The sequence below is a fragment of the Nonomuraea sp. NPDC050691 genome, assembly GCF_040654455.1.
GTDB lineage: Bacteria > Actinomycetota > Actinomycetes > Streptosporangiales > Streptosporangiaceae > Nonomuraea.
The window spans coordinates 20,570-32,745 of the sequence record NZ_JBFAIA010000043.1; the positions used below are offsets into that span (position 1 = coordinate 20,570).

Annotated in this window: 12 protein-coding genes; 9 read left to right on the forward strand and 3 right to left on the reverse strand. The window is 70.9% G+C overall.

The window, feature by feature from the left end; genetic code table 11:
* Positions 1-10: 10 nt before the first annotated feature.
* On the reverse strand, positions 11-1,198 hold the full coding sequence (locus tag AB0H81_RS18350; RefSeq protein ID WP_358375748.1) for a cytochrome P450: 1,188 nt from the start codon (positions 1,196-1,198) through the stop codon (positions 11-13).
* A gap of 519 nt (positions 1,199-1,717) precedes the next feature.
* Between AB0H81_RS18350 and AB0H81_RS18355 the strand changes: the two genes are divergently transcribed.
* The 8 genes from AB0H81_RS18355 to AB0H81_RS18390 all read left to right on the forward strand — a co-directional run bounded on the left by AB0H81_RS18355 (position 1,718) and on the right by AB0H81_RS18390 (position 9,544).
* Positions 1,718-2,563, forward strand: coding sequence for a fumarylacetoacetate hydrolase family protein (locus AB0H81_RS18355; protein WP_358375750.1), 846 nt, complete (start codon positions 1,718-1,720; stop codon positions 2,561-2,563).
* 11 nt (positions 2,564-2,574) lie between these two features.
* Entirely contained in the window at positions 2,575-3,918 is a 1,344-nt protein-coding gene (locus AB0H81_RS18360; protein ID WP_358375752.1) for an L-fuconate dehydratase, read from the forward strand.
* Positions 3,915-4,649, forward strand: coding sequence for an SDR family oxidoreductase (locus AB0H81_RS18365; protein ID WP_358375754.1), 735 nt, complete (start codon positions 3,915-3,917; stop codon positions 4,647-4,649). The genes AB0H81_RS18360 and AB0H81_RS18365 overlap by 4 nt, the downstream gene beginning before the upstream one ends.
* Positions 4,650-4,737: 88 nt before the next feature.
* Positions 4,738-5,769, forward strand: coding sequence for a sugar ABC transporter substrate-binding protein (locus AB0H81_RS18370; protein WP_358375756.1), 1,032 nt, complete (start codon positions 4,738-4,740; stop codon positions 5,767-5,769).
* A gap of 29 nt (positions 5,770-5,798) precedes the next feature.
* A complete protein-coding gene (locus tag AB0H81_RS18375) occupies positions 5,799-7,247 on the forward strand; it encodes a sugar ABC transporter ATP-binding protein (protein ID WP_358375758.1) in 1,449 nt (482 codons plus the stop codon).
* A complete protein-coding gene (locus AB0H81_RS18380; protein WP_358375760.1) occupies positions 7,244-8,236 on the forward strand; it encodes an ABC transporter permease in 993 nt (330 codons plus the stop codon). The genes AB0H81_RS18375 and AB0H81_RS18380 overlap by 4 nt, the downstream gene beginning before the upstream one ends.
* The gene (locus AB0H81_RS18385) at positions 8,236-8,541 is read left to right on the forward strand and encodes an L-rhamnose mutarotase (protein ID WP_358375761.1); all 306 of its coding nucleotides are present in this window, start codon (positions 8,236-8,238) and stop codon (positions 8,539-8,541) included. Before AB0H81_RS18380 ends, AB0H81_RS18385 begins: the two co-directional genes overlap by 1 nt.
* A 37-nt stretch (positions 8,542-8,578) precedes the next feature.
* A complete protein-coding gene (locus AB0H81_RS18390; RefSeq protein ID WP_358375763.1) occupies positions 8,579-9,544 on the forward strand; it encodes an aldo/keto reductase in 966 nt (321 codons plus the stop codon).
* A gap of 15 nt (positions 9,545-9,559) precedes the next feature.
* On the opposite strand, the gene AB0H81_RS18395 is transcribed toward AB0H81_RS18390, so the two are convergent.
* Together AB0H81_RS18395 and AB0H81_RS18400 are read right to left on the reverse strand one after the other, a co-directional pair.
* On the reverse strand, positions 9,560-10,015 hold the full coding sequence (locus AB0H81_RS18395; RefSeq protein WP_358375765.1) for a GNAT family N-acetyltransferase: 456 nt from the start codon (positions 10,013-10,015) through the stop codon (positions 9,560-9,562).
* Between the two features lie 37 nt (positions 10,016-10,052).
* The gene (locus tag AB0H81_RS18400; protein ID WP_358375767.1) at positions 10,053-11,084 is read right to left on the reverse strand and encodes a DNA polymerase ligase N-terminal domain-containing protein; all 1,032 of its coding nucleotides are present in this window, start codon (positions 11,082-11,084) and stop codon (positions 10,053-10,055) included.
* Between the two features lie 299 nt (positions 11,085-11,383).
* Here AB0H81_RS18400 and AB0H81_RS18405 point away from each other — a divergent pair, with 299 nt between their 5' ends.
* Positions 11,384-12,106, forward strand: coding sequence for a hypothetical protein (locus AB0H81_RS18405; protein ID WP_358375769.1), 723 nt, complete (start codon positions 11,384-11,386; stop codon positions 12,104-12,106).
* Positions 12,107-12,176: the final 70 nt, after the last annotated feature.

Consider the following 12,176-nt stretch of genomic DNA (forward strand, 5'->3'; position numbering starts at 1 on the left):
CGGGCTACGGTCAGTTCACCTTGACCGGCAGTTCCTTGATGCCGTTGATGAAGTTCGAGCGCAGCCGCCGCGCCTCGCCCGTGCGGCGCAGGCGCGGGTAGCGGCGGGCGAGCTGCTCGAGCAGGACCCTGAGCTCCATCTTGGCCAGGTGGTTGCCCAGGCAGAAGTGGGCGCCGCCGCCGCCGAAGCCGATGTGCGGGTTCGGGTCGCGGCCGATGTCGAAGACGTCCGGGTCGGGGAAGACCGAGGAGTCCCGGTTGGCGGAGGAGTAGAACACGACGACCTTGTCGTTCTCTTTGATCTCCTTGCCTCCGAGCGTCAGGTCCTGGGTGGCCGTGCGGCGGAACAGGTTGACCGGGGACACCCAGCGGACGATCTCGTCGGCGGCCGTGCGCGCCAGCGACGGGTCGGCGACCAGGCGCTCCCACTGCTCCGGGTGGTCGGACAGGGCCAGCATGCCGCCCGAGGCGGCGTTGCGGGTCGTCTCGTTGCCCGCCACGACGAGCAGCAGCACGAACAGGTCGAACTCGTTCTCGTCGAGAATCTGGCCGTGCTCGTCCGGCTGGATGAGCTTGGTGACGATGTCGTCCCTGGGGTTCTCGCGGCGCTGGGCGGCCAGTTCGTTGGCGTACGCGTAGAGCTCCATGGCCGCGGCCCCGCCCTCTCCGCCGGGCGAGTCCGCGTAGTCGGGGTCCTGGGCGCCGATCATGCGGTTCGACCAGGCGAAGAGCTTGTCGCGGTCGGACACGGGCGCGCCGAGCAGCTCGCAGATGACGTACAGCGGCAACGGGGCGGCGACCTCGGTGACGAAGTCCACCTCGCCCGAGCACTTGTCGAGCAGGTCGTCGCAGATGTCGCGGATGTGCTGCTCCAGCGCGCCGATCGTCCGCGGCGTGAAGCCACGGTTGACCAGTGAGCGCCGGCGCGTGTGCTCCGGCGGGTCCTGGTTGAGCATCATCATCCGCTGGAAGACCCGCTGCTCCTCCGGCACCTCGTGGAACAGCGCGAGCCGGCGCTCCGAGGAGAAGAGGTCGGAGCGCCTCGACACCTGCACGACGTCCTCGTAGCGGGTGACCGCCCAGAACGGAGGGTCGTCGTCGTGGCGGTGGACCGGGTCGTTCTCGCGCAGCCAGCGGAGCTGGTCGAGGGGTGGTCCGGATTGCGCGTACTGATCCTGGTCGACGAGGTCGATCCGCACGGTCGCTCACCTCAGGGGGGATGGTTCCCATGAATCTGGAACGTGTTCTATTACGGTTCGCCCTCCAGTCAACCGCACCTGATTCCGCAAGGCCACCCGCGGTCCGCCGCATTCGCGCCGGGTATGAGACATCGGGTGTTTTCCGCCACCGATTCATCCCCTTGAGAGTCGTTCGGGAGATGGTGGGGAGAGAGGAACGCCGTGGCGGTCCGCGACGGCCCGTGGTCTCCCTGCGATGCGCTCCGCGTCGGGGGCGATGGTAGAAGCCATCCGATGACCTTGCTCGGCTGTGCCGCCGTCCGTTCTGTAACAGACGCCTGCCCTCCTCGGATGTCTCGCCATCCCACCAGAGCGATCTCCCGGGGCGTCCCTGATCTCTTCCTGGGGGACTCCTAGTGCTGTGTCGGCATATTTCCAGCCACGGATCCGATGTATCGCTCCTGGAAGGCTTGACATCCCCCGGCAGCTCCCACCAGCATCGGAGCTATAGACATCCGATGTATGGACGAAGGATGCGGTGTGAAGCTGCTGCGAGTAGGACCTGTCGGGCAGGAGCGGCCGGTGGTGATGGACGCCGCCGGCAACCTGCGTGACATCGGAGAGCCCGACATCGACGGTGCTTTCCTCGCTTCCGGAGGAGTGGCCCGCGTCCGCGAGGCGCTGGAGCGCGACGAACTGCCCGTCGTCGTCGGGGAGGGGCTGCGGGTAGGAGCGCCGATCGCGCGGCCCGGCAAGATCGTGTGCATCGGGCTCAACTACAGCGACCACGCCGCCGAGTCCGGCGCCGACGTGCCGGCCGAGCCGGTCGTGTTCATGAAGGCGTCCAACACCATGGTCGGGCCGTACGACGAGGTGCTCGTGCCGCGCGGCAGCGTGAAGACCGACTGGGAGGTCGAGCTCGCCATCGTCATCGGCAAGCGGGCCCGCTACCTCGACAGCCGCGAGGAGGCGCTGGAGGTCGTCGCCGGGTACGCCGTGTCCAACGACGTCTCCGAGCGGGAGTTCCAACTTGAGCGGGGCGGCCAGTGGGACAAGGGAAAGTCGTGCGAGACGTTCAACCCGCTGGGACCGTGGCTGGTGACCGCCGACGAGATCGCCGACCCGCAGAGCCTGGAGCTGCGGCTCTGGGTGAACGGCGAGCTGCGGCAGAACGGCGACACCAAGAACATGATTTTCGACGTGGCCGAGATCGTGCGCTACCTGAGCCGGTTCATGGTGCTCGAACCCGGTGACGTCATCAACACCGGCACCCCGGCCGGCGTCGCCCTGGGCATGCCCGGCCAGCCGTACCTGCGGGCCGGTGACGTGATGGAGCTGGAGATCGAGGGGCTCGGCCGGCAGCGGCAGACGGTGGGGCAGGCATGACGGGGGGCGTCATGGGGAGCACAGGGCACACGGCGTCGACGGCCGAAGTCGCGGGCGGCGCGGCGGCGCGGCCGTACCGGATCGTGGAGATGGAGACGCACGACGTCCGCTTCCCCACCTCGCGCGAGCTGGACGGCTCCGACGCCATGAACCCCGACCCCGACTACTCCGCCGCCTACGTCGTGCTGAAGACCGACGACGGCTTCTCCGGCCACGGGTTCGCGTTCACGATCGGGCGCGGCAACGACGTGCAGACCGGCGCGATCACCGCCTTGGGGTCGTACGTGATCGGCAGGGACGCCGAGGACCTCGGCGCGCTCTACAAGGAGATGGTCAACGACTCGCAGCTGCGCTGGCTGGGCCCCGAGAAGGGCGTCATGCACATGGCGATCTCCGCGGTGGTCAACGCCCTGTGGGACCTCAAGGCCAAGCGCGCGGGCAAGCCGCTCTGGCTGCTGCTGTCGGAGATGACCCCCGAGGAGATCGTCGACCTGGTCGACTTCCGCTACCTCAGCGACGCCCTCACCCCCGAGCAGGCGCTCGAGATCCTCCGGCAGGCCGAGGACGGCAAGCGCGAGCGCGTCGAGACGCTCAGGCGCGAGGGCTTCCCCGCCTACACCACCTCGCCGGGCTGGCTGGGCTACGACGACGACAAGCTGCGGCGGCTCTGCAAGGAGGCCCTCGACCAGGGCTTCCAGCAGATCAAGCTCAAGGTGGGCGCCGACCTCGCCGACGACGCGCGGCGCTTCCGGGTGGCCCGCGAAGTGTGCGGCCCCGACTACCCGATCGCGATCGACGCCAACCAGCGCTGGGACGTCGCCTCCGCCATCGACTGGGTCAAGGCGCTCGGCGACTTCAACCCGCACTGGGTGGAGGAGCCCACCAGCCCCGACGACGTGCTCGGCCACGCCGCGATCGCCGAGGGCATCCGCCCCATCCCGGTCGCCACCGGCGAGCACGTGCAGAACCGCATCGTGTTCAAGCAGCTCCTCCAGGCCGGCGCCCTGTCGTACCTGCAGATCGACGCGGCGCGGGTCGGCGGCGTCAACGAGAACATCGCGATCCTGCTGCTCGCGGCCCGCTTCGGCGTCCCGGTCTGCCCGCACGCGGGCGGGGTCGGGCTGTGCGAGCTCGTGCAGCACCTGTCGATGTTCGACTACGTGGCGATCAGCGGCTCCATGGAGAACCGGGTGATCGAGTACGTCGACCACCTGCACGAGCACTTCACCGACCCGGTCGTGATCGACAACGGACGGTACCGCGCTCCCTCCGCGCCGGGCTTCAGCGCGGAGATGCGCCCCGAGTCGATCGCCGCCCACAGGTTCCCCGACGGCGAGGTCTGGAAGGACGCATGAGTCTCAGAGCGATCGTGACAGGAGGCGGGTCCGGCATCGGCCTGGCCACCGCCACCCTGCTGGCCGAGCGCGGCATGAAGGTCGCCTGCCTCGACCTGCATCCCCCCGGTGAGCCGTTCGTCGGCATCAAGGTGGACGTCACCGACGACGCGGGCGTGCGCGCGGCGGTCGCCGAGGCGGCCGAACGGCTCGGCGGCATCGACGTGGTCGTCAACAACGCGGGCATCGGCGCCCAGGGCACGGTCGAGGACAACCCCGACAGCGAGTGGCATCGGGTCTTCGACGTCAACGTGCTCGGCATGGTCCGGGTGAGCCGGGCGGCGCTGCCGTACCTGCGCAGGTCGGAGCACGCGGTGATCGTCAACGTCTGCTCCATCGCCGCCACGGCGGGACTGCCCGACCGCGCCCTCTACAGCGCCACCAAGGGCGCGGTGCAGTCGCTGACCCTCGCGATGGCCGCCGACCACGTACACGAGGGCATCCGCGTCAACTGCGTGAACCCCGGGACCGCCGACACCCCCTGGATCGGCCGGCTGCTCGACGCGGCCGACGACCCGGAGGCGGAGCGCAGGGCGCTGAACGCCAGGCAGCCGATGGGCCGCCTGGTCACCGCCGAGGAGGTCGCCGCCGCGATCGCCTATCTCGCGAGCCCTGAGGCGAGCGCGACCACGGGCATGGCGCTCGCGGTCGACGGAGGCATGCAGGGGCTGCGCCTGCGCCCCGCCCCCTGAGGCGCACACACAGCCCGCCAACTGAAAACAGCACCACAGGGCCGGCTCCAGCGGGGGGCCGGCCCCGCCCGAGGAAGGTGTCTCCACGATGAAGCTCGGTCCGGTCGTCGCCGGCGCGGCCCTTTTGGCGGTCGTCGCAGCCTGCGGCTCCAGCAGTACGTCCACAACCGGCAGCGGCGCTGCGGGCGGCGGGAAGGTCGGCATCGACTACCCGCGCGCCGACTCCGACTTCTGGAACTCCTACATCAAGTACGTCCCGCAGATGGCCGCCGAGCAGAAGGTGGACCTGATGCCGCCCACCAACTCGCAGAACGACGTGGCCAAGCTCGTCAGCAACGTCCAGGCGCTGGTCGGGCAGGGGGCCAAGGCGATCGTCATGGCCCCGCAGGACACCGGGGCGATCGCCTCCACCCTCCAGCAGCTGGAGAACAAGAAGATCCCGGTCGTGTCCGTGGACACCCGGCCCGACAAGGGCAAGGTCTACATGGTCGTCCGCGCCGACAACCGGGCGTACGGGACGAAGGCCTGCGAGTTCCTCGGCGAGAAGCTGGGCGGCAAGGGCAAGGTCGTGGAGCTCATGGGCTCGCTCGGCTCGGTCAACGGCCGGGACCGGGCCGAGGCGTTCCGCGAGTGCATGAAGACGAAGTTCCCCGGCATCACGGTCTTCGAGGAGCCGACGGAGTGGGAGGGCAGCAAGGCCGCGTCCATGCTGCAGACCCGCCTGGAGCAGAACCCGGACATCAAGGGCATCTATATGCACGCCGGGGGCGTCCACCTGGCTCCGACGCTTCAGGTGCTCAAGCAGAAGAACATGCTCGTCCCGCCGACCGACCCCAAGCACGTCTTCGTGATCTCGAACGACGGCATCCCGGAGGAGCTGGAGGCGATCCGCAGGGGCGAGATCGACGCGACGGTCTCGCAGCCGGCCGACCTGTACGCCAAGTACGCGATGTTCTACGCGAAGGCGTCGCTCGAAGGGAAGACGTTCAAGGCGGGCCCGACGGACCATGACAGCACGATCATCCAGCTGCCCAACGGCCTGGAGGACCAGCTTCCGGCTCCGCTGGTGTCCAAGGAGAACGTGGACGACAAGAACCTCTGGGGCAATCAGGTCAAGTGATGAAATATCACGTTGAAGCTCGTAATGTCGTGAAGCGCTTCGGGCCGACCGTGGCGCTGAACGGCGCGAGCATCGCGATAGCCGAGGGCGAGACGCACGCCCTCGTCGGCCGGAACGGCGCCGGCAAGTCCACGCTGGTGTCGATCCTCACCGGCCTCCAGCCCGCCGACGAGGGCGAGGTGCTGTTCGCGGGCGAGCCCGCGCCGGCCCTCGCCGACCGCGACGCGTGGCGGCGGCGCGTCGCCTGCGTCTACCAGAAGTCCACGATCATCCCCGCCCTCACGGTCGCCGAGAACCTGTTCCTCAACCGGCAGACCGACAATGGCGTGATCAGGTGGCGGGCGCTGCGGGCCAGGGCCCGTGAGCTGCTCGACACTTACGAGGTGGACGTGGACGTCCAGGCGCTGGCCGGGGACCTGAGCGTCGAGCAGCGCCAGCTCGTCGAGATCGCCCGGGCGCTGTCGTTCGGCGCCCGCTTCATCATCCTCGACGAGCCCACCGCCCGCCTCGACGGACCGGCCATCGAGCGGCTGTTCACCCGCATGCGGTCGCTGCGCGAGCAGGGTGTCACGATGATGTACATCTCCCACCACCTGGACGAGGTGTACGAGATCTGCCAGAGCGTCACGGTCTTCCGCGACGCCCGGCACATCGTCACCCGGCCCGTCACCGGCTTCTCCCACGACGAGCTGGTGGACGCCATGACCGGCGAGGCCACCGCCGCCTACCAGGCCCGCACCCGCACGCCCGGCGACCGCGTCGTCCTCGCGGGGGAGGGCCTGTCGCTGGCCGGCCGCTACCGGGAGGTGGACCTCACCGTCCGCTCCGGCGAGGTGGTGGGCCTGGCCGGCTCGGCCAGCAGCGGCAAGGTCGGGCTCGCCGAGACCCTCGTCGGCCTGCGCAGGCCCGACGCGGGCACGGTCACGGTCAACGGCGTCCGGGTACGTCCCGGCGACGTGCCGTCCGCCCTGCGCGCCGGCCTCGGCTTCGTCCCCGAGGACCGCCACCACGAGGGCTTCGTGCCGCTGTTGTCGGTCGCCGAGAACGCCACCATCCCCATCGCGGGCAAGCTCGGCCGCCTCGGCACCGTCTCCCCGTCGCGGCAGCGGGCCCGGGCCGTCCAGCTCATCGACGACCTCGACATCAAGACGGAAGGGCCCGGGCAGCCCGTCGGCGACCTGTCCGGCGGCAACGCGCAGAAGGTGGTGTTCGCGCGGGCGCTGGTCGACGACCCGTCCGCGCTGGTAGTGATCAACCCGACGGCGGGCGTCGACGTCAAGGCCAAGCAGGCCCTGCTCGGCGCCGTCGAGGACGCGGTCGAGCGGGGCGCCGGCGCCGTGCTCGTCTCCGACGACCTCGACGACCTGCGTGTCTGCGATCGGGTGCTGGTGATGTTCCACGGCCGGGTCGTGAAGGACGTGCCGCGTGGGTGGACCGACCACGAGCTCGTGGCCGTGATGGAAGGCATTGAACAGTGACGACACTGACCGCGTCGCCGGCCCCCCGGGTGCGGCTCGCTCGGTTCCGGGACCTGACCCTCGTCCCGGTGATCCTCATCCTGCTCGTCGTGGGCGCGTTCCTCGACCCCACGTTCCTCACGAGCGGCAACCTGACGAACGTGCTCCAGCAGCAGGCCGCGATCAGCCTGCTCGTGCTGGCCGAGGCCATGATCCTGATCTCCGGCAAGTTCGACCTGTCGCTGGAGTCGACGGTCGGCATGGCGCCGGCCATCGCGGTCATGCTGGTGATCCCCGCCTCGGCCGGCGGGTTCGGGCTCGGCCTGCCCGGCGGCCTGGTCATCCCGCTCTGCCTGCTGGTCGGGGCGGCCATCGGCGCGTTCAACGGCTTCCTGATCATCAAGTTCCAGCTGTCCGCGTTCATCGTGACCCTGGCCATGCTGATCATCGTGCACGGGCTCCAGCTCGGCCCGACCCAGGGCAAGACGCTCTTCGAGCTCCCCGACTCGATCCTCTACCTGGGCAGCGCCGTGTGGCTCGGGCTGCCGGCCTCCATCTGGATCGCCGGGGTGCTGTTCGCGGCGGGCATCGCCGGGCTCGCCTACTTCCGGATCGGCCGCTCGCTGTACGCCATCGGCGGCAACATCGACGCCGCCCGCGCCGCCGGCATCCGCGTGGACCGGGTGCTGTGGGGAGTCTTCATCCTGGGCGGCACGCTGGCGGCGCTCGCCGGCGTCCTGGAGACCGGCCGGCTCGGCGCGATCGGCTCCAACCAGGGCGTCGGCTGGATCTTCATGGTGTTCGCGGCGGCGGTCATCGGCGGCGTCAGCATGGACGGCGGCAAGGGCACGATCCTCGGCGCGCTGACCGGCGTCCTCGTCATCGGCCTGGTGCAGAACATCCTCACGCTCAAGGGCGTCTCCGGCTTCTGGCAGCCGGTCGTCTACGGTGCGATCATCCTGGTCGCGCTCATGATCAGCCGCATCGCCGGAGGGAAGGCACAGGACTGATGGAACGGCTCGCCCTCCGCACCCGGCTCAGGCCGGGCTGCGAGGAGATCTACGACCGGGAGCACGCCGAGATCCCGGCCGAGCTGGAGCAGGCCATGCGCGAGCACGGGGTGCGCTCCTGGCGCATCTACCGCGACGGCCTGGACCTGTTCCACTTCGTCGAGGTCGAGGACTACGCGGCGCTTCAGGCCGCGCTCCGCGACCACCCCGCCGACCGGGCGTGGCAGGCGAGGATGAACCGGCTGCTCGACGGCGACTTCGACAAGGACTCCGGCGGGCTCGCGCTGGTCTGGGAGCTGACGTGACGGGGGAGCTGAACGATTCCGTGACCTGGGAGATTCCGTGACCTGGGGAGACGACGTGACCCGGGGAGACGACGTGCTGGCCTTACCGCGTCACGGGTTCGGCGCCGCGCCGATCGCGGGGCTGTTCGAGGCGGTGAGCGAGGAGCAGGCACGCGCCACGGTCGAGGCCGCCTGGTCGAACGGGGTGCGCCTGTTCGACACGGCCCCGCACTACGGGCTCGGCCTGTCGGAGCGCCGCCTCGGGGCCGCGCTCGCCGGCCGTACCGGATATGTGCTGTCCACCAAGGTCGGCCGCCTGCTCGTGCCGTCGAGCCGGGGCGGGCGCGACGACCAGGGCTTCGACGTGCCCGCCGACCATGTGCGGGTCTGGGACTTCTCGCGCGACGGCGTGCGCCGTTCGCTGGAGGAGTCCCTGGAACGGCTGGGCCTGCCGGCCGTGGACGTCGCCCTGATCCACGACCCCGACCACCACATGGAGCAGGCGCTGGACCACGCCTACCCGGCCCTCGCCGAGCTGCGCGACCAAGGGGTGATCAAGGCCGTCGGGGTCGGCATGAACCAGTGGCGGGCGCCGCTGCGCTTCGTGGAGGAGACCGGCATCGACGTGGTCATGCTGGCCGGCCGGTACACCCTGCTCGACCAGTCGGGGCTGCCGTTGCTGGAGGCGTGCGCGAAGCGCGGGGTGCGGGTGCTGGCGGCCGGGGTGTTCAACAGCGGCCTGCTGGCCACCGCCCGGCCGTCGGGCACGTTCGACTACGCGCCTGCGCCGCCCGCCGTCCTCGACCGGGCCCGCCGCGTCGCCGCGATCTGCGAGTCGTACGGGGTGCCGCTCCCGCAGGCGGCGATGGCCTTCCCGCTGCGGCACCCGGCGGTGGCCACGATCGTGCTGGGCGCCCGCTCACCGGAGGAGGTGCGCGCCAACGCGGCGCTGTGGGACAGGCCGGTGCCGGAGGACCTGTGGTCGGAACTGGAGGCGGAGGGCCTGCTGCCGTCCCGCCCGTAACCCGGACGTCCTGGATCAGGCGGTCAGGGCGTAGCCGGCGATCCACAGCCCGGGGATCACCTCGCGCTCACCCTGGGCCTCGAACCCCAGCCGCTCGTACAGGCTCCGGGCGGGCGCGTTGTCACGGCCGGTGGACACGATCACCCGGCGGCCGGCCGCCCGCGCCACGACCTGCTCGACCAGCGCCCGGCCGATGCCGCGCCGGTGGGCGCCGGGATGCACGACCAGCCGGTTGACGTCCACCTCGTCCGACGTCTCCTCCCACGCCACTGCCCCCACCAGCCGGCCGTCGTCGTCGAAGGCGCCGAGCCAGGTCAGCGGCTCGGAGCGGAGCGCGTCGAGGGTCTCGTGCAGGGGCGGGATCCGGTCGTCGCCGATGAGCTCCGCCTCCACCGCGTACGCGGCGTGCTGCAGGTCGAGCAGTTCCTGGCCGAAAGGGTGGTGATGGGGAGAGATATCCGAGATGAGCACGCGACGAGTATGCCGTCGCCCACCGGCACGCCGCGCTTCATTTTCGGGCCGTGTTCCGGGCCGAGCCGGGAGCGGGGATCTTCCGGGACGTGCGGGGAGAGGGGATGAGAAGCCACGCCTTCGACGGGCCCGGCTCGTACGTCGTGTCGAGGCGCTTGGCGACGACCCCCGGCAGGCCCTGCTCGCGGGCCGCCTGACGGACCGGCGCCGCCTGGCCGGGCCACGACGGGGCCGTCTGCCAGCGCGCCGCCGACAGGCCGAGCGCCTCCAGCGCCGCCCGGCGGGCCGTGTACGGCTCGGCCACCAGCGAGCGCCCGTCGTCGTACAGCAGGTCGTAGCAGACCAGCACCTCCGCGCCGCCCAGCGTGACCACCTCGCCGTCGAGGACCGCGCTGCGGCTGCCGAACGAGGCGGCCAGAGGGCGCAGCCACGGGTACTCGCGGGCCGCGTCCGTCCGGCCGCCGTCGATCGGCACCAGCGTCCGCCGGCCGCCCCACGCGAACTCGAACGCGTACTCCTCCTCGTCACGCGGCGGCCGGGCACGCTCCACCGGCAGCATGGGCTCCAGCGGGGGGAACGGGTCACGCGCCGGCGGGTCCATCCGGTGGATCATCCAGTTCTTGCCGTTCGTCTGGAACAGCACGAACCGCCCCGAGGCGCGGGAGCCGCGCAGCACCACCTTGACCTCGCGGTCCGACCACTTCTCCGCCTCGTACGTGCCCCGGTCCCAGATCGTCATGGTGCCGCCGCCGTACTCGCCGGCCGGTATCTCGCCGTGGAACGTGAGGTACTCCATCGGGTGGTCCTCGGTGTGGACGGCGAGGTGGTTGGCGGCCGGGTCGGCCGGCAGGCCCTTGGGGATGGCCCACGAGGCGAGGACGCCGTCGCGCTCCAGCCGCAGGTCCCAGTGCAGGGCGCGGGCGTGATGCTCCTGGATCACGAAGGCGTCGCCGTCGCGGGTCTGGGGCCGCTCGGGGTGCTCGGGCGGCTCGGGCTGCTCTGCGGGTACGGGTTCGGGGGTGCGGCTGGGGTCGCGTTTGCTCCGGTATCGCTCGAGTTTGTCGGCCACACAGGCCCCCTACCCCCGGCCGCCCGGCCCGCACGGCTCGCGCTGCGGAGGTTCGGCCGCCCGAGGGTCCCGGGCCCGCCGGCGATGCTGACGGGGCGATGGTGCTTCTGAGGCTGTGACGCCGATGGGGCCGGAGGTGCTGACGACCAAAGTCGCGCACGGCCGCTACTTTCGGATGAGGGCCGGGACCTCGTGCGCCGTTACGGTGGCTGCGGAGAACGACGCCAAGGGGCGACCGGTCGTCCGCCCCTGCCGGCGCCGTCGTTCATGAGCCGCTCACGACGGAAGGAGCACGGCCCATGCCATCCGGTGACCCGTCCTCGCCGGACGCGACCACCCTGCCGACGCTGGGGGATCGGGTCGTCGTCTGGGTCGGGGCCCCGCTGCTGGGCGCCGGGGCCGGCTGGCTGCTGCGCTACGTCGCCGGGTGGGCGGCGTCACTGCCATGGACCCCGTTCGAGGGTCCGTTACGGCTGATCGAGTCGATCCCGCCGACGGCGTTCACGATCGGTGCGGTCGTCGTGGGCGTCGTCGCGGGTCTCGTGCTGGCGGTGATCGCCGACGAGTACACCGTGAAGATCGTCATCGACGACCAGCGATTGTCGATCGCGCACCGGAGCTCCCGGCAGGAGTTGCCGCGCTCCGCGGTGGCCGTGGCCTTCCTCGACGCCAAGCAACTGGTGCTGCTCGGTCACGACACCGAGGAACTGGTCCGGCAGGGCGGCGACCTGCCCCGGCCTCGCCCGCTGGCCGAGGCCTTCCTGGCTCACGGCTATCCGTGGCGGGCCGAGGGCGACCCCCATCGGGAGGAGTTCCGGCGCTGGGCCGACGGCCACCCCGACCTGGCCGACGCCGCCCACGCCTACCTCAGGGCCCGTGCCCGCGCGCTGGAGAAGGGCGACGGTGACGACGCCGAGCAGTTACGGCAGGAGCTGGCGCGGCTGGGCCTGGCCGTACGCGAGGAGGGCAAACGCCAGTTCTGGCGCCGCGCCGGCCGTAGAGCGGAGGAGTCCGAGACCTGACCTGAGGGGCGTTCTGGGAGCGTATGAGCGGTTGATGCCTACGTACCGTTCGGGGTTCGAGGCTCGGGTT

Bases quoted from the DNA above. Each gene is read 5' to 3' on its own strand.
- AB0H81_RS18405 (WP_358375769.1), top strand. From the start codon at position 11,384: ATGCCATCCGGTGACCCGTCCTCGCCGGACGCGACCACCCTGCCGACG.
- AB0H81_RS18385 (WP_358375761.1), top strand. From the start codon at position 8,236: ATGGAACGGCTCGCCCTCCGCACCCGGCTCAGGCCGGGCTGCGAGGAG.
- AB0H81_RS18370 (WP_358375756.1), top strand. From the start codon at position 4,738: ATGAAGCTCGGTCCGGTCGTCGCCGGCGCGGCCCTTTTGGCGGTCGTC.
- AB0H81_RS18365 (WP_358375754.1), top strand. From the start codon at position 3,915: ATGAGTCTCAGAGCGATCGTGACAGGAGGCGGGTCCGGCATCGGCCTG.
- AB0H81_RS18360 (WP_358375752.1), top strand. From the start codon at position 2,575: ATGGGGAGCACAGGGCACACGGCGTCGACGGCCGAAGTCGCGGGCGGC.